At 46.1% G+C, this 16,734-nt stretch carries 14 protein-coding genes; 6 read left to right on the top strand and 8 right to left on the bottom strand.

The genetic code is table 11. The features are described from left to right. Positions 1 to 11 precede the first annotated feature (11 nt). Complete coding sequence (locus E5355_RS13590; RefSeq protein ID WP_136010786.1) at positions 12 to 995, bottom strand: GNAT family N-acetyltransferase; 984 nt, start codon at positions 993 to 995, stop codon at positions 12 to 14. 159 nt (positions 996 to 1,154) lie between these two features. Here E5355_RS13590 and E5355_RS13585 point away from each other — a divergent pair, with 159 nt between their 5' ends. The 5 genes from E5355_RS13585 (at position 1,155) to E5355_RS13565 (ending at position 4,256) form a co-directional block, all read left to right on the top strand. Continuing rightward, entirely contained in the window at positions 1,155 to 1,691 is a 537-nt protein-coding gene (locus E5355_RS13585; RefSeq protein ID WP_136010785.1) for a nitroreductase family protein, read from the top strand. 2 nt (positions 1,692 to 1,693) lie between these two features. Further along, positions 1,694 to 2,029 carry a hypothetical protein gene (locus E5355_RS13580; protein WP_136010784.1) on the top strand — a complete coding sequence of 112 codons (336 nt, stop codon included), beginning with the start codon at positions 1,694 to 1,696 and terminating at the stop codon, positions 2,027 to 2,029. 4 nt (positions 2,030 to 2,033) lie between these two features. Then, the gene (locus tag E5355_RS13575) at positions 2,034 to 2,831 is read left to right on the top strand and encodes a Rossmann-like and DUF2520 domain-containing protein (protein ID WP_136010783.1); all 798 of its coding nucleotides are present in this window, start codon (positions 2,034 to 2,036) and stop codon (positions 2,829 to 2,831) included. 211 nt (positions 2,832 to 3,042) lie between these two features. Next, positions 3,043 to 3,573: a KdsC family phosphatase gene (locus E5355_RS13570; RefSeq protein WP_136010782.1), complete on the top strand. Its 531-nt coding sequence runs from the start codon at positions 3,043 to 3,045 to the stop codon at positions 3,571 to 3,573. Positions 3,574 to 3,674: 101 nt separating this feature from the next. Then, positions 3,675 to 4,256, top strand: coding sequence for a Maf-like protein (locus E5355_RS13565; protein ID WP_136010781.1), 582 nt, complete (start codon positions 3,675 to 3,677; stop codon positions 4,254 to 4,256). Here the strand turns inward: E5355_RS13565 and E5355_RS13560 are convergent. The 7 genes from E5355_RS13560 to pheS all read right to left on the bottom strand — a co-directional run bounded on the left by E5355_RS13560 (position 4,253) and on the right by pheS (position 13,667). Further along, positions 4,253 to 6,445 carry a tetratricopeptide repeat protein gene (locus E5355_RS13560; protein ID WP_136010780.1) on the bottom strand — a complete coding sequence of 731 codons (2,193 nt, stop codon included), beginning with the start codon at positions 6,443 to 6,445 and terminating at the stop codon, positions 4,253 to 4,255. The genes E5355_RS13565 and E5355_RS13560 overlap by 4 nt on opposite strands. A gap of 93 nt (positions 6,446 to 6,538) precedes the next feature. Next, on the bottom strand, positions 6,539 to 8,053 hold the full coding sequence (locus E5355_RS13555) for an SLC13 family permease (protein ID WP_136010779.1): 1,515 nt from the start codon (positions 8,051 to 8,053) through the stop codon (positions 6,539 to 6,541). A gap of 56 nt (positions 8,054 to 8,109) precedes the next feature. Further along, positions 8,110 to 9,210 (bottom strand): porin, encoded by a 1,101-nt coding sequence (locus tag E5355_RS13550; RefSeq protein WP_136010778.1) that lies wholly within the window; start codon positions 9,208 to 9,210, stop codon positions 8,110 to 8,112. 100 nt (positions 9,211 to 9,310) lie between these two features. Beyond that, positions 9,311 to 10,570 (bottom strand): phosphoglycerate kinase, encoded by a 1,260-nt coding sequence (locus E5355_RS13545; protein WP_136010777.1) that lies wholly within the window; start codon positions 10,568 to 10,570, stop codon positions 9,311 to 9,313. A gap of 88 nt (positions 10,571 to 10,658) precedes the next feature. Continuing rightward, positions 10,659 to 11,333, bottom strand: coding sequence for an endonuclease III (gene nth, locus E5355_RS13540; protein WP_136010776.1), 675 nt, complete (start codon positions 11,331 to 11,333; stop codon positions 10,659 to 10,661). Continuing rightward, positions 11,330 to 12,526, bottom strand: a complete 1,197-nt coding sequence (locus tag E5355_RS13535; RefSeq protein ID WP_136010775.1) for an MFS transporter — start codon at positions 12,524 to 12,526, stop codon at positions 11,330 to 11,332. Before E5355_RS13535 ends, nth begins: the two co-directional genes overlap by 4 nt. Positions 12,527 to 12,632: 106 nt before the next feature. Beyond that, on the bottom strand, positions 12,633 to 13,667 hold the full coding sequence (gene pheS, locus E5355_RS13530) for a phenylalanine--tRNA ligase subunit alpha (protein ID WP_016273196.1): 1,035 nt from the start codon (positions 13,665 to 13,667) through the stop codon (positions 12,633 to 12,635). A gap of 350 nt (positions 13,668 to 14,017) precedes the next feature. Here pheS and E5355_RS13525 point away from each other — a divergent pair, with 350 nt between their 5' ends. Further along, entirely contained in the window at positions 14,018 to 16,663 is a 2,646-nt protein-coding gene (locus E5355_RS13525) for a zinc-dependent metalloprotease (RefSeq protein WP_136010774.1), read from the top strand. Positions 16,664 to 16,734: the final 71 nt, after the last annotated feature.

Genomic DNA, 16,734 nt, shown 5'->3' with positions numbered 1-16,734 from the left:
GTAGCAGTCTATTATTCATACATCTTTATCAGCACCCGATTCAGCCAGTTCCAACGGAAACGGAACCAGCGTCGGGTGCTGCTTTGTTTTCCTCCAAAGCGGAGAACGAACTCACGGTAGCCATGTTTACGGAAGGGAAGTCCCACATCCATGAATTCCAAGTGGCGGTATCCGCGTTGTTTGGCATCATCCAGTGCTTTCCATACGGCAATAATACCCGGATATTGCAGGGCGTAAGTCTTGCGCATGCCACCGGAGAACCATAGATAGGCACTATCATCCGAATAAATGCATGCACTGCCACCGATAATTTTTTCTTTATAAGTAACGATGAAGATTTTGCTTTGCTGCCCTTTTGTCAACTGGTTTTCGAGATGCTGAAAGAACTTGATGCTGGGGAAGTGGCGCCGTATCTTGGAAGAATATACGTGGCGCAACATCTGGGCAAAACAGAGAATCTCCTCTTTGGTACGTGCTTCCCGTACTTGGGCGCCGTTTTTGAGCCCTTTCTTTATTTGCCGGATACGTGACGGGCTGAAACGCTCTTCCACCTTTTCGACGCTGTGCAGCGAGTTGCGTACCCGCAGCCAATTGATGGCGATGTATTGGTTGTCTCGGAAAGATTTGTATCCGAACATGGCATTTTCCAGGTTGCGGAACTCGATGAGAAAAGAATCGCGCAATGCTTCATTGGTAAGCCTTTGCAGCATGTCACTGAAGATAATCTCTTTGTCTGCCTCGTTATTGAAATATTCTCCCGTACCGTACACCTCACATCTTTTGATGATGCCGGGGGGAAACATGCGGACACTTTTACGTATGGCGGCAAGCAGTTTCGCAACGGGCTTGTCATCTTCGGATGCTACAATGAGTATGGGGGTATACCCCGGAGTTGCCTCGTAGATTCGGAACAACTCTGTGGAATGGAAGGTGTTGGTGCCTGGCAGGTCAGGAACCTTGCTCCCACGGTAATATGTAGTGAGTTTCAAAGGCATGGTCTGCAAATTTAAAAAATAATCTCGTATCTTTGCAAAAATTATTGTTAATGTGCCAATCGGTTAATGTACTAATGTGCCAATGACCTGCGGCGTGATGGCGCAGCATAAACACTGCACAGCCAATAGGCTCATTAGCATATTGCACATTAAATCATTATGGAAAGTTTCAGTGAATTGATAAAAGCCCGCCGCAGCATGCGGAAGTTTACAGAAGAAGAATTGACACAAGAACAAGTCGTTACTTTGATGAAAGCAGCCCTGATGGCACCCACGTCGAAACGCAGCAATGCATGGCAGTTCATAGTGGTGGACGAGAAGGATAAATTGAAGGAACTGTCATATTGCAAGGAGCAAGCATCGCAGTTCATTGCCGACGCGGCACTGGCAGTAGTGGTCGTTGCCGACCCACTGGCAAGCGATGTGTGGATAGAGGATGCTTCCATTGCCTCTATTTACCTGCAACTTCAGGCTGAAGATATGGGATTGGGAAGCTGCTGGGTGCAGGTGCGCGAACGTTTTACGGCTTCTGGTATGCCTTCTGGCGAGTATGTGCACGAGATGCTGGATATTCCTTTGCAACTGCAGGTGCTCAGTGTCATTGCTATCGGCCATAAAGGGATGGAGCGCAAGCCTTTCAACGAAGACAATCTGCAGTGGGAAAAGATACATATCAATAAATATGGAGGAAAGTAATAGTGAGTGCAGCAAAAGCAAACAATAATCGTGATACATATAAGGCCACTGCCATCACACTGATTGTATTCGGCATTCTTTATTTGATAGACAAATTGGTGCATTTCTCCGCAATCGGTTTGCCGTGGGTGATGAATAAGGATAATTTTCTGCTGTATACCGCAGTGGTTTTTTTGCTGTTCAAGCATGACAAGTCGGTGGGATTGGTATTGACTGGCTTATGGCTGATATTGAATTTCGGATTGATAACGGCTTTACTCGGTACGATGTCGGCTTATCTGTTGCCATTGGCACTACTGGTATTAGGGGCTATTCTATATTGGTTGGCAACAAGATAAGCGTATGGCGGGAAGAAGTATAGAAGATACGTCTATTGCCTTTATCGGTGCCGGGAATCTGGCTACTAATCTGGCAAAGGCTTTTTATCGGAAAGGGTTCCGTATTGTGCAGGTCTACAGCCGTACAAAAGAATCTGCGCAGGAGTTGGCACAGACGGTGGAGGCGGCATATACCACGGAACTGCAGACGGTTACGAAGGAGGCTCAACTTTATATCGTTTCGCTGAAGGACGCGGCTTTTGTAGAATTATTGTCCGCAATTGTTTCCGGAAAGGAGAATGCTTTATGGGTGCATACAGCCGGCAGTATTCCTATGAATATTTGGCAGGGACATATTGCACGTTATGGAGTGCTTTATCCGATGCAGACTTTCAGTAAGCAGCGTGAAGTGGATTTTGGGCAGATACCGTTTTTTGTGGAAGGCAACTCGGAAGAGGATATGCAGCTTCTGAAGGATATTGCTTCGGCCCTATCGGAAAAAGTGTATGAAGCAAATTCTGAGCAACGCAAGAGCCTGCATCTGGCAGCTGTATTTACGTGCAACTTTACTAACCACATGTATGCTCTGGCAGCCGAACTGTTGAAAAAATATGAACTGCCTTTTGAGGCAATGCTCCCCTTGATAGACGAGACAGCCCGCAAGGTGCATGAGCTGGAACCGTTTGTCGCACAGACAGGACCGGCTGTACGCTACGACAAGAATGTCATCAACGAGCATTTGCGGATGCTTGCCGACGAGCCGCAAATGCAGGAATTGTATCGGGAGATTAGCGAGAATATACATCGGATGGTAACGAAGTAGTCCGTCGTCTACAGAGTGGGAGAAGTGTGCCACATTGACACCGTCGGTTTCAATACTTGACACCAACAGTTTCTTGTATTGATATCGGCAGTTTCTTATATTGGCACTGACAGTTTCTTGTATTGAAACCATAAGTGCCGGCGCTTGAAAGATTGTGAAATTCGTATCCTATTGTGTATAAGTGTTATAACGAAATAATAAAAAAAGTGCAATGAGTACTATAAACTATGATTTGAAAAAGATAAAGGCTCTCGTTTTTGATGTGGACGGCGTGCTGAGTGCCAATGTCATTCCCATGAGCTCGGAAGGAGAACCTCTGCGTACGGTCAACATAAAGGATGGCTATTCTTTGCATCTGGCAGCCAAGCAGGGGGTGTTGCTGGGCATCATCACCGGTGGACGTACGGAAGCTGTTCGCAAACGTTTTACGGCTTTGGGCTTTGCTGATGAAAATATTTACATGGGGTCGTCTGTTAAAATACATGATTACTGTGATTTTCGTGACCGTCATGGCTTGAAGGACGAGGAAATATTGTATGTAGGCGATGATATTCCGGACATTGAAGTGATGCATGAGTGCGGTTTGCCGTGTTGCCCGAAGGATGCTGTTCCTGAGGTGAAGGCGGTAGCCCGCTATATTTCGTATGCAGAAGGCGGGTATGGTTGTGGTCGCGACATCGTGGAGCAGGTCTTGAAGGTGCAAGGGCTCTGGATGGCTGATGAAAAGGCTTTCGGCTGGTAATAATTGTATGCAGAGGCACAGAGATACAGAGTTTTCACTATTCGAAGCACGTGTCTCTCCTGTTTTAAATGTGTCTCTGTATTTGTCAAATAATTGGTAATATGTTAGATAATCTGAAGAAATATAAGGTGATTCTTGCTTCTAACTCTCCGCGAAGGAAAGAATTGCTGGCAGGTTTGGGAGTGGAATATGAAGTAAGGACTTTGCCGGATGTGGACGAGTCCTATCCGGAGGCATTGAAAGGGGCAGAAATTCCCCTCTACATATCTAAGAAAAAAGCGGATGCCTATCGGAACATGATGCAGCCGGGTGAGCTGATGATTACAGCAGATACCATTGTCTGGCTGGATGGACGGGTGCTTGGGAAGCCCGGGGATAGGGAGGATGCCATGCAAATGCTGCGTGACATGTCCGGACGTACCCATGAAGTGTTTACCGGTGTCTGTATCACTACTGCCGGGTGGCAGCGCAGCTTTGCCGCAGCAACCGAAGTGCGTTTTGCCGGATTGAGTGAAGAAGAAATTGCCTGCTATGTGGATAAATATCATCCTATGGATAAGGCAGGAGCCTACGGCGTGCAAGAGTGGATCGGGTTCATCGGAGTGGAAAATATATCCGGAAGCTACTATAACATAATGGGACTCCCCGTACAAAGGCTGTACAGGGAGTTGCTGACTATTTAAATCAAGTCCATTATCAAAGGAAAGTCCTTTTCATCGAGCCCCTGCTTGATGAGCATTTTTTTGTCTTTGCAGAACATTTCTCTGAAAATATCCTGCCCGCCATATTCCAAGGCTGCTTTACTGTAAAGTTCGGCGGCCTTTTCTATGTTGCCCGTTCTCCAGGAAACATGTCCGGCATTGAGATAGTCTGCCGCGAGCGGCTTGGAGGCAAGTATCTTTTCGTAATACTTCATTGCTTGTTCATGTTTGCCGTTGACAAACGAGCACCAACCTATAGCACGCCATGCCTTGATGCAATTACTTTCGATGAAATCCAGCTTGAAGAAGTATTGCAGTGCCTCTTCATATCTTTCTTGTTCGGCAAGACAGCTTCCGGCGTAGAAAAGGACATTATGGTTTTCAGGCTGGATTTCCTCTACCTTCTTGTAGTATTCCAATGCGGATGTAAAGTCTTTTGTCTGTCGGTAGCAAGTAGCGAGATGGCGGATTGTCCAGACATGGTCGGGTTTCAGGACATCGGCTTTCAGGTAAGCGGCTATCGCCTCCTTGTACCGCTTTTCTTTTTGCAGGCAATAGCCTGCTTTTTGATAAATGTTGGCATCTGCCTGCTTCAGGGCTATCAATTCTTTGTAAAGTTCCAATGCTTCTGTCGGATGCTCTTTGCGGAAGTGGAAGTCGGCAATGGCAATCAGCAAATCCGGTTTGCACAGAATCTCTTTGAGTGTCGGGATACGGTGTAGGGTAATCTCCTCCTTGAAGATGTCGCGGAACTCGTGTCTGCGTTGGCTCAACTTGAAGAAACGATATAAGTCGTGGATATACTGGTTGCTGATGACATCCGGGCGTTCGGCATACTGTCGCAAAGCGGAGGATTTGCTTTCGTCCATGAGTGTATCCAAATCCTGAGAAGTCATCTGGCTGAGCATCATCGTACGCTGTGACTGTGGTATGTGTGCCATTGTAAAGCAGAGGGAATATTTGTCGCTATTGCAGAAGAAACCGGATTGGAGAATCAGGGAGAGGATGGCATTGTCTCCATTAGGCTTGAATCCGAATTCCTTGATGATACTGGAGTGATGCATGTCGAACGGATAGAACCAGTTGTACGGTTCCTTGAAGAACGGATAAGTCTTGAGTTGTGCAAACGTACTCATATAGACGTCAGCACCTTCCAATTGTAATTCGTTCATTTCTCGTATTTTGTCTCCTAGTCCGGAACTTTCAAAAGCTTTCTCCCAATCCGGATTAAGGTCGTTTTCCTCAGGGTTCTCTTCAAAACCGAACTTCATGTTGCGCATGATGTTTACGTTCCTCATCATCTCTGGAATGATTTCCTCACGCATCTTCTTGTTTATCTTTTCTGTTTCCTGGCTGCGGAGCAGTTCGATGTAAATTCGGTTTAGTTGTTTGCCGAAACTGCCGTCCTCATTGAGCAGGGAAAGGCGGGCTGTCAGTTCGGGATAGAGCTGCAAGCGGGTAGGATGAACAAGAAGAGTGAAAGCAATTCCCACCAGAGCCCGTTGGTTTACTTGCGTATTGGCATGTGTGAAGGCATCCAGCAACCATGAGAATTTGTGGGCGTCAAAGCATTCTATCAGACTGAGCATGACAGCGCTGGTGAACAAGCATAAGTCATTGACGGGAAGCATTTCTGATTCCAATAATCCTTTGGCCTGCTGTTCTGCTTCTGTAGACCAGTTGCTGTTACTCCATGTGGAGAGGAAAAGGACTTGGGCGGTTTGTTCGTGCCGTTGCAGTATGGCATCCAGGCCTTGGTTGTCTGGCATCAGCTGGCAGACGGCTAAGTCATCGGGGAAAGACTCCAATACCTTCTGTAGGGTGGCAATGTTGTATTCTTTTGGAAGGCGTTCGCGGTTATTGCGCAGGGAATGGTAGTAGTGTGTGGAAACCCCGTCAAGCAGGGATAGACGGGCTTGGTCAGCGATTTCCCAAGTCTCGGTCTGTATTTGGCAGTAGAGTTTCTGCCGTGCAGGGTCGCTTATTCCTTGGCGCATGTATTGCAGCATATACCGGTAGGATGTTTGCACTTGTTCCAAGCGGTTGCGGAGAGCCCAGTTTCCACTGTTCCATAAGAAGGATTCCAGTTGCGACTGAGCCTCTTTCAACCGTTGTTGCTTTAGCAGGGCAATGATATGCAGATATTGCTCTTGTATGGTTTTCTCGTTCATAAATTTGTATCTTTAAGAAGGTATACTTCACAAAAGTACAAAAAGAATACCAAAAATAGAATTCCTTTTTGAGAAACCATTCAAAAAGCTGCCTTACAGCAGTCCGCTTGAGCCCAGTAAAATCAGCATGGCATATCCCAGTATCAAGCCGATGGCTCCCATAATGAGACCTACTTTTTCCATGTCTTTTTGTTTAATCATGCCTGTGGCATGCGCCAGTGCATTGGGCGGGGTACTGATGGGTAACACCATTGCAAGGGATGAACCGAGAGCCACGCCTACCAATAAGGTGAGTACTCCTCCCATGGGTTGAAGCGTATCGCGCATACTGATACCGGCAATGGCAAGGATGGGGACGAGCAAGGCGGCAGTAGCCGTGTGCGAGATGAAGTTTGCCATGGCATAGCAGATAAGCCCTGAACCTACAATCATTACGATAGGCGACCATGTGTTGAAGGGGATAGCCTCAATCATGTGTTTGGCCAGTCCGGTTTCATTCAATGCCACGCCTAAAGCGAATCCGCCGGCAACCATCCAGAGTACGCTCCAACTGATTTCTTCAAGGTCTCGTTTCGTAATGACTCCAGTAATACAAAATACCGCTACCGGAATCATGGCTACTACATTGGAATTGACGCCGGTAAACTTGTCGGACATCCATAACAGTACGGTAATGGCAAAGGTGATATAGACCACGATAGAGCGCCAGTCTTTTTGGGCTTCGCCTTCTATCTGCAGTTGAATGGTCTTCTGCTTGAAAGGGAACAGGCGTAGAAGAATGAACCAGGCGATAAACAGCACGATGATGGTATAAGGCATCATAAAGCTCATCCATTCACCGAAGCCGATATTCATGTTCAAACCTTCGGGGTCGTTCAGGTATTTCAAGGCAATGGCATTGGGCGGTGTGCCGATAGGGGTTCCCATACCACCCACGTTGGCTGCTACCGGAATGGCGAGTGCCAGGCCTATTTTCCCTTTTCCGTCAGCGGGAAGCGCTTTCAATACCGGGGTGAGGAAGGTAAGCATCATAGCAGCGGTGGCTGTGTTGCTGAGGAACATGGAGAAGAAGGCAGTCACTAAGATAAAGCCTAACAGTACGTAGCGTGACTGTGTACCGAAGGGTTTTAGCATTACTCGCGCCAACAGCACGTCCAGACCACTCTTCGTGGCGGCAATCGCCAGAATGAATCCGCCGATGAACAGCATGATGATGGGGTCGGCAAAACAGTGCATGATGGATTTGTACTTTACTGTCTGTCCCAATTCTTCGGGAGAGTAGCCTTGCCTGAAGAACCATAGGCTGCTGTCAGAAACGGTTAACAGCAGTAACACCACAATCAGTACGGAAGTAGTCCATGCCGGTACAGCTTCGAATACCCACATCAAGGTGGCAAAGACGAATATGGAAATCAGTCGTTGTTCAATTAAGGTCAGGCCTTCCACTCCAAAGGCGCTGATGGGAAGAATCCACAACACCAGAGCGATCGAGCTGGCGATAATGAGCTTGATAACTCTGGATACAGTTCGGTCTTCTGCCAAACGCTTAGCTTTCTTAAGTTCTTGATAGGCTTCCACTAAATGAAAACCTTTGAATATTTTATACATGGTATTGGGGTTAAATGGTTATTGAATGATTATTTATTTTATATGTGAAACTCTGTTTAGAAACGCCAGTAGAGCTGCAAGTCAAAAGTGTTGTAATGGCCGTCATTGGCGGTACTTCTGTTGTTCGTGTAAGTGTAGTTTGCCTGTATTTTTAGGTTTTTATAGAAATAGTAGTTGGCGGCAAGGCAATAAAGTGCCTTTTGCGAACTCCACTCTTTCTTGTCTCTGTATACATCCCATTTTGCATAAACTTTCAATTTAGGACTGAGTGGAGCGCCTATCATTACGTACCAGGCGTCTGCTTTGTCCGAGGTGCCCTCTTTCAGGATGCCGTTACTGTCATAGTCGGTTATTTTGTGTCCTTCACTAGTGGCATATTCGGCGCGTACGGTCCATGCCGACTCATACTTCAGACCGAATGCCATGCGGTTGCGGTCGACGGTGATTCCGTTTTTCGTATAGTCGCCTGTCCAGCCGAATACTCCGACGGCAAGCTCCTTGACGGGATGGACATAGACTCCTCCGATGATATCCTTGGAACGGTTCTCGTCCTTATGGTTGATGCCTTGCCCGTTGTAGACACCTACCTGATAGTGGACGAAGTTGTGCCTGTTATTACCTATGGGCAGAAAGTCGCCTTGGAATTGAAGCCCCAAGTCACGTCCGTTGCTGGAATGCTCGCCTACGCGGTCGCTCATGCCTGCCAGTTTGGTGATGAGTTGGGAATAGGCACCGAAACCAATGTCCCACGGGTTCATGGGGTTCTCGAAGGTGAAGGCGCGTTTGAATTGTCCGAAGCGTACATAAAAGAATTTGTACTTTTGCCATTCCGCCCAGGCATCCACAATGCGCACACCTTTTTCGTTAGCGTAGTCTCCCGGTTTGCCGTTCAGCTCTAATTGTAGTTTATATTTAAAATCCAGAACTTTACCGTCCACATAGGCGCGTACTAATCTTATGTCAAAGTCTGTATGGCTTTTGGTGCTTGCATCCAAGTCTTGGTCAGTGATTGTTGCTTTTCCTATGACGTAGCCACCGAAGGACGTTTTTTGTATCAAGTCTTTCTTTGCTTTTTCTCCAATGGAAGCCTGTGCATGGGCAAGTGTAGTCAGCATTAAGGCTAATAGTAGTATGATGTTTTTCTTTGTGATTTTCATTATTAATAGATATAATAAGACAAAAAGAAGAGCTGCACTCAAATATTCGGTTTGTGTTTTCCGAAAATTAAGTGCAGCTTTATATGTGCTTTACTTATTTTTATTCGTTGATTGCAGCGATACCTGGAAGGACTTTTCCTTCGATTGCTTCGAGCAATGCACCACCACCAGTAGATACGTAAGATACACCGCCTGCCAAGCCGAACTTGTTGACACAAGCAACAGAGTCACCGCCACCTACGAGTGAGAAAGCACCGTTTTTGGTAGCTTCTACGATAGCTTCGCCTACAGCACGTGAACCGTGAGTAAAGTTCTCGAATTCGAATACTCCCGTCGGGCCGTTCCAAAGGATAGTCTTGGAGTTCTTGATGACATCTGCAAAAATCTTTTCAGTCTCAGAACCGATATCAAGACCTTCCCATCCATCAGGAATTTCGTTAACCGGGCAGAACTTGGTGTTGGCATCGTTGGAGAAAGAATCGGCAATCTTGGCATCAACAGCTAAAACAAGGTTTACACCTTTTTCTTTTGCTTTCTTCATCAGGTCAAGAGCTAAATCCAGTTTGTCATCTTCGCAGATAGAAATACCAATCTTGCCACCCATAGCTTTGGTGAAAGTATAAGTCATACCACCGGCAATAATCAGGTTGTCTACCTTGTTCAGCAGGTTTTCAATGATTTCAATCTTAGAAGAAACCTTGGAACCACCCATGATGGCAGTAAACGGACGTTGGATATCGTTCAAAACTTTATCAACAGCTTTTACTTCTTTTTCCATCAAGTAACCGAACATCTTGTTGTCCTTGTCAAAATATTTAGCAATCAATGCAGTAGAGGCATGTGCACGGTGAGCGGTACCGAATGCGTCGTTTACATAGCAATCTGCATAGGAAGCCAATTTCTTGGTGAATTCTTTCTGGCTTTCTTTAACAGCTGCTTTGGCCGCCTTCTTTTCTTCGTCTGTTGCATCTTCAGCCAAACCGCGGGGTTTGCCTTCCTCTTCAGCGTAGAAACGGAGGTTCTCAAGTAACAACACTTCACCCGGTTGCAGAGCAGCAGCCTTTACTGCAGCTTCTTCACCCATGCAATCGTTAGCAAATTGCACCTCAACACCCAACAACTCTTCGAGATGCTTCAGAATGTGCTTCAAAGAGAACTTGTCAGCAGGACCTTTCGGACGACCGAGGTGAGAACCGATAATTACACTACCGTTATCGGCCAAAATCTTCTTCAATGTAGGAAGAGCGGCACGCATACGGGTATCATCTGTAATGTTGAAGTTTTCGTCCAAGGGCACGTTGAAGTCCACACGGACAAATGCCTTTTTCCCGGCAAAGTTAAATTGATCAATTGTCATAATATTCTATATTATTTAAAAGTGTTATTAATTTCTTTTTTGTGAGCGCAAAGTTAGTATTTATTTCTTTTTTTTGCTATTAAACCGTTGTTTATTCTTTATCTTTGTCGCTCTCTTTGCTAACTTTATATTTCTGGCAGTAATATTTGCACATTAATTGCAAACCGCAGTTATCACATTGGGGAGTACGCGCTTGGCATACATATCGACCGTGCAGGATAAGCCAATGGTGAGCTATGGGGATGTCTGTTTCCGGTATATGTTTTACCAATTCTTTTTCGACACTGAACGGAGTTGTACATTTATCAGATACGAGACCTAGGCGATGGCTGACCCGGAACACGTGTGTATCTACTGCCATAGCCGCTTTATTGAAAACGACAGATTGGATGACATTGGCTGTTTTGCGGCCTACACCGGGTAGTTTTACCAGTTCTTCAAGAGTATCGGGGACCTCACTGTGAAAGTCTTTCACCAGCATTTGAGCCATGCCTACAAGGTGTTTGGCCTTGTTGTTTGGATAGGACACGCTGCGGATATACTCGTATACCACGTCGGGAGTAGTAGCAGCGAGTGCTTCGGGAGTAGGGAAGTCCCGGTAAAGGGCAGGGGTAATCATATTGACGCGTTTGTCCGTACACTGTGCAGAGAGAATAACCGCTATCAACAGTTCGAACGGATTGTCATAATGCAACTCTGTTTCGGCTACGGGAACGTTCTCCCTGAACCAAGCAAGGATTTTTTCATAACGTTCTTTCTTTCTCATCTTAATTTGTTTTTATGATAGTGAGGAGATACTTTCAGGTTGAAATAAAAGATGGAGATAACCGTGAGGCAAGCTCCGAAAAAATATGCCATATCGAAGGAGGTAATCTGTGCGATATAACCTCCTGCTGTCAGACCTATGCCAATGCCTACATCCCATGAAGTCAGGTAGGTAGAGGTTGCTGTTCCGCGCTGGTTGTTGGGAGCCAGGTTTACGAACAGCGTATTGAAGGCGGGGAACATTGTTCCGAAGCCTACTCCTAATAGGAGGGCAACCATAAAAAACAATATGTTTGTCAGTTCCGGGACGGTCTTCATCAATAGTCCGCAGGTGGACAATATGAAGAAACAGCTACATACTAGATACAACCCTAAAGTTATGACTTGGGTGATACGTCCCTTATCCACTTGTCTGCCAGAGAACATACGGGACACTGCCATGCCGACGGCCATAAAAGTAAAGAACAATCCGGAATTCAAGGTAATTCCTATTTCTTTGGCATACATGGCTACATAAGTACTTGTCATGCCATATGGTATGGAAAGCAAGAGCAGTGCGATTCCTGCCGGGATACCTTTCAGTAGCACAAAGCGGTCCAATGAGATAGGTTCTCGTTTGACGGGTTGTTTGGGTGGGGTCTTGACGAGGCATGCGGCAACAAAACCGATAGTTCCCGATATGAGCGAGCAGGTGAAAATCGTTTCAAAAGAATATATGTCATGCATGAAAAGGCCAATCATTGGACCGAAGCTCATGGCTGTATTGTTCATCAGTCCATAATATCCTACGGCTTCGCCGCGACGGGATGAAGGGGTAATGTCAATCACAATTGTATTTCCTGCTACAGTAACCATTCCAAATGCAAGGCCGTGGACAACCCGCAACATAATGAATATGGATAGGACTCCCGCCAACATGTAACCTGCGAAAATGGTGATAAAGATGAAATATGCCACCAGATAAAGAGGCTTGCGGGCCAGTGTGTCGAGCAGGTATCCCGAAAACGGGCGTATACAGAGTGAGGCAATGGTGTAGCATGACAAGATGACACCTACTGCTGCATTTCCGGTATGGAATACCTCAGTCAGGTAGAATGGAAGAACCGGTAGTATCAGATAAAAGGCAAAATACAAAAGGAAATTGGCAGCCAGGATAAGGCAATAGCCGGAGGTTACAAGTTTGTCTTTTGCCATAGCGAAAAATAGTGGTTAGCGATGAGTGGTTAGTGATGGGTGATTAATGATATGCTGAGAATGCGCAACTTATTAATCACTAATCACTAACCGTTATTCACTATATTTAGTAAGCACTCTCGAATTCTTTCAAGAAGCGTGTGTCATTTTCAGAGAACATACGAAGATCTTTCACCTGGTATTTTAAGTTGGTGATGCGTTCGATACCCATACCCAGGGCATATCCGCTATACACTTTGCTGTCTATTCCGTTCAGCTCCAATACATTCGGATCTACCATACCGCATCCCAGAATTTCTACCCAACCCGTATGCTTGCAGAAAGGACAGCCCTTGCCGCCGCAGATGTTGCAGCTGATATCCATTTCGGCACTCGGCTCTGTGAAGGGGAAATAGGAAGGACGTAGACGAATCTTGGTGTCACTGCCGAACATCTCTTGAGCAAAGAGCAATAAGGCCTGCTTCAAGTCAGTGAAAGACACATTGCGATCTACGTATAAGGCTTCTACTTGGTGGAAGAATGCGTGTGCGCGGTAGCTGATGGCTTCATTACGGTATACACGTCCCGGACAAAGTACGCGGATAGGAGGCTGTGTAGTCTCCATAACACGGCTTTGCACGCTGGAAGTGTGTGTACGAAGAATGATGCTGTGTGATACGTTTTCTGTATCATTTTCGATGAAGAATGTATCCTGCATGTCGCGTGCCGGATGGTCTTCGGCAAAATTCATGGAGGAGAATACGTGCCAGTCGTCTTCCATTTCCGGTCCATCGGCAATGTTAAATCCCATACGGGCAAATATATCGATGATTTCGTTTCTCACGATGGAGAGCGGATGGCGGGTTCCTAATTCTACCGGGTAGGCTGAACGGGTCAAGTCAATATCGTCACAGCCGGTATCTTGGCTTTCGAACTGTTCTTTCAAAGCGGCAATCTTTTCTTGTGCTTTGTTTTTCAGTTCGTTCAAGCGCATACCCACCTCTTTTTTCTGTTCGGCGGCTACATTGCGGAAATCTGCCATCAAGTCATTGATGGCTCCTTTTTTACTGAGGTACTTGATGCGGAGTGCCTCTAATTCCTCGGCGTTAGCGGCTTTCAGCGCCTCTACTTCCTGCAGAAGCTGATTGATTTTAGCTATCATATTGTTGTTATCTTATTTATTTTCTAAGTTAAAAACGGTGCAAAGATACAATATTATCATTGTTTTGCCTCCACTTGGGGAAGATAATTTGGTATCAATGGTACAAAATCTTATGTGAAGAAGAAATGATAGAGGATAGGAGAAAAAGTGATATATATGTAAAAGTCTTCATATTGTTTATGGAAAAACATAAATGAGCGTTGTTTAGTGACTTTTAAAATATACTTTTACTATCTTTGCGCCCCGTTTACCGTTCTATGGAGGTGGAACAGACTGGCGGTTGGTATTTATTAACATACGTCAGAGAGAGTTAACGGACTATTGTTGCATTAAAGTTAGAGTTTGAATTGATGAAATTGAAGACAATCCTGCCAGTCGTGGCAGTTGCGGGAGTACTCATGTGTGAGCCTGCCGTATTGTTGTATGCCGGTACATCTGATTTTGCTTCTCCCGAAGCTATGGGATGGTTCCGTAAGAAAAAGAAGAGTGAAGCCAAGGACAGCGTTCAATCCAAGAGCGACTATGAGAAATTGACAGGTTCCGGTGCTATTGCCTGCAAGGGAATGTTCAATGTTTACCAGAAGAAGAGCGATTATTACTTTGAAGTGCCGGCAAGGCTGCTGGGACGTGATATGCTGGTAGTAAATAAATTGCAGCGTGTTCCTTCCGAACTGAATGAGGCGGGTGTAAACCGTGGTACGAATTACGAAAATCAGATGGTGCGTTTTGAATTGGACAAGGCTGCCAACAAGCTGTTGGTACGTCAGAGTCGTCCGCTTCCGTTGGCACCGGATGAGGATGCCATACGGCAGTCTGTACTAGATAATTATATTTCTCCGCTGATAGCCGGCTTCAAGATAGAGGCATTCAATAACGACTCTACCATGATAGTGGTCAAGGTCAACGATATTTATGATGGTACGGATACGAGTATCAATAATGTCTTTACGAATATCAACCTGGGAACTTCAGCCATCAAGAATCTCTCCCGCATTTTATCTATCAAAGCTTTTGAGAACAATGTGGTAGCTACTTCCGAACTGACTACTAAGGTGACCGAGGGAACAACGACTGTGTTTGTTACGGTCGAAGTCAGTTCCTCTCTGTTGCTGTTGCCGGAGAAACCGATGATGGGACGTCTGGATAGTCCGCGTGTAGGTTATTTTACCAATCCGTTATTGAATTACAGTGACGGTCAGCAGCGTGTAGACAGGAAACCGTTCATCACTCGCTGGCGTCTGGAACCGAAACCAGAAGACCGGGAGCGTTACCTTCGCGGTGAATTGGTGGAACCGGCCAAACCGATTGTGTTCTACATTGAGAACTCCACTCCCTATCGTTGGCGGAAATATATCAAGCAGGGAATCGAGGATTGGCAGGCTGCTTTTGAACGTGCCGGATTCAAGAATGCCATCGTTGCAAGGGAGTTGACGGACAGCATGAATGTGGATAAGGATGACGTGAACTACTCCGTGCTGACCTATGCCGCCTCCACCAAAGCCAATGCCATGGGTCCCTCTATCCTCGACCCCCGTTCGGGTGAGATATTGGAAGCGGACATCATGTGGTGGCATAATGTGCTGGGCATGCTTCAGGAATGGATTACAGTGCAAACCGGTGTCGTACGTCCCGAAGCAAGAGGAGTAAGGCTGCCGGATGAACTGATGGGTGATGCCATGCGTTTTGTGGCATGCCATGAGGTGGGACACTCGTTGGGCTTGCGTCACAATATGATTGCTTCCTGGACTTTTCCGACAGATTCCCTGCGTTCCAAAGCATTTACAGACCGTATGAATACCACTTCTTCCTCTATCATGGACTATGCACGTTTCAACTATGTGGCACAGCCGGGTGACGGTGTTACGGTGCTTTCTCCCCATATCGGCCCGTATGATATGTTTGCCATAGAATACGGTTATCGTTGGTATGGTAAAGAAACCCCAGAGGCAGAGAAGGACTTGCTTGCCGACTTCCTGAGCCGTCATACAGATCGTTTATATAAATATAGTGAGGCGCAGGATGTACGTGATGCCGTAGACCCGCGTGCGCAGAATGAAGATTTGGGCGATGATGCTGTCCGCTCATCTCTGCTGGGCATTGAGAACTTGAAACGTATTATTCCTCAAATCATCCAATGGACTACTACCGGCGAGAAGGGACAGACTTATGAAGAAGCTTCCCGCTTATACTATGCGGTTATCAACCAATGGAACAATTATCTTTATCATGTATTGGCAAATATCGGTGGTATCTATATAGAGAACACGGTTGTGGGCGACGGACAGAAAACCTATACCTTCGTAGAAAAAGAGAAGCAGCAAGCAGCCTTGAAGTTTCTGCTGGACGAAGTGCTGACCTATCCCAAATGGCTGTTCGACACGGAAGTGGGAGAGTACACCTATTTGCTGCGTAACACTCCGCTGGGCGTAGTGGAGAATGCACCGACACAAGTGTTGAAGAATGCTCAATCCTATATTCTTTGGGATTTGCTGGGCAACAACCGCCTGATGCGTATGTTGGAGAACGAATCGGTGAACGGCAAAAAGGCTTTCACGGTGGTAGAGCTGATGGATGGCCTGCATCGCAACATCTTTGCCACTACGGAACGCGGTGCCTTGCCGAACGTCATGACACGCGCCTTGCAGAAGAACTTCGTAGATGCACTGATTACAGCAGCTGCCGAAAGCGAAGGAGTGAAAATAAACAAAAAACTGATGGACAACCACTTCTTGCTAGACCATCAGACTGCCCTTTGCAGTTGTGACGAGTATGCCGGTAAGACCTTGGATGCCGACCGTATGGGTGCCCACCGCGAACTGAACTTCTACGGTTCGCAGATAAACCGCGTATCGGATGTCATTTCAGTGAAGCGTGGCGAGTTGCTCCGCATCAAGGAACTGCTTCAGAGCCGTTTGGGTACATCGGATATAGCTACTAAATATCATTATAAGGATTTGATTTTGCGTATCAATACGGCACTGGGGATTAAGGGCTAGCGATTAGGGATTAGCGATAAATCGTTAGTAACTAACCCTTAATCCCTAATTTTGAGTATTAATTTAATTTT

The sequence above is a fragment of the Bacteroides muris (ex Afrizal et al. 2022) genome (genome assembly GCF_004793475.1).
In the GTDB taxonomy this organism is placed as follows: Bacteria; Bacteroidota; Bacteroidia; order Bacteroidales; family Bacteroidaceae; genus Bacteroides; species Bacteroides muris.
Note: the sequence above shows the minus strand (reverse complement) of the source record. Positions and strands in the feature narration are given on the sequence as shown.

Bases quoted from the DNA above. Each gene is read 5' to 3' on its own strand.
- E5355_RS13590 (WP_136010786.1), bottom strand. From the start codon at position 995: ATGCCTTTGAAACTCACTACATATTACCGTGGGAGCAAGGTTCCTGAC.
- E5355_RS13585 (WP_136010785.1), top strand. From the start codon at position 1,155: ATGGAAAGTTTCAGTGAATTGATAAAAGCCCGCCGCAGCATGCGGAAG.
- E5355_RS13575 (WP_136010783.1), top strand. From the start codon at position 2,034: ATGGCGGGAAGAAGTATAGAAGATACGTCTATTGCCTTTATCGGTGCC.
- E5355_RS13570 (WP_136010782.1), top strand. From the start codon at position 3,043: ATGAGTACTATAAACTATGATTTGAAAAAGATAAAGGCTCTCGTTTTT.
- E5355_RS13565 (WP_136010781.1), top strand. From the start codon at position 3,675: ATGTTAGATAATCTGAAGAAATATAAGGTGATTCTTGCTTCTAACTCT.
- E5355_RS13560 (WP_136010780.1), bottom strand. From the start codon at position 6,445: ATGAACGAGAAAACCATACAAGAGCAATATCTGCATATCATTGCCCTG.
- E5355_RS13555 (WP_136010779.1), bottom strand. From the start codon at position 8,053: ATGTATAAAATATTCAAAGGTTTTCATTTAGTGGAAGCCTATCAAGAA.
- E5355_RS13550 (WP_136010778.1), bottom strand. From the start codon at position 9,210: ATGAAAATCACAAAGAAAAACATCATACTACTATTAGCCTTAATGCTG.
- nth (WP_136010776.1), bottom strand. From the start codon at position 11,333: ATGAGAAAGAAAGAACGTTATGAAAAAATCCTTGCTTGGTTCAGGGAG.
- E5355_RS13535 (WP_136010775.1), bottom strand. From the start codon at position 12,526: ATGGCAAAAGACAAACTTGTAACCTCCGGCTATTGCCTTATCCTGGCT.
- pheS (WP_016273196.1), bottom strand. From the start codon at position 13,667: ATGATAGCTAAAATCAATCAGCTTCTGCAGGAAGTAGAGGCGCTGAAA.
- E5355_RS13525 (WP_136010774.1), top strand. From the start codon at position 14,018: ATGAAATTGAAGACAATCCTGCCAGTCGTGGCAGTTGCGGGAGTACTC.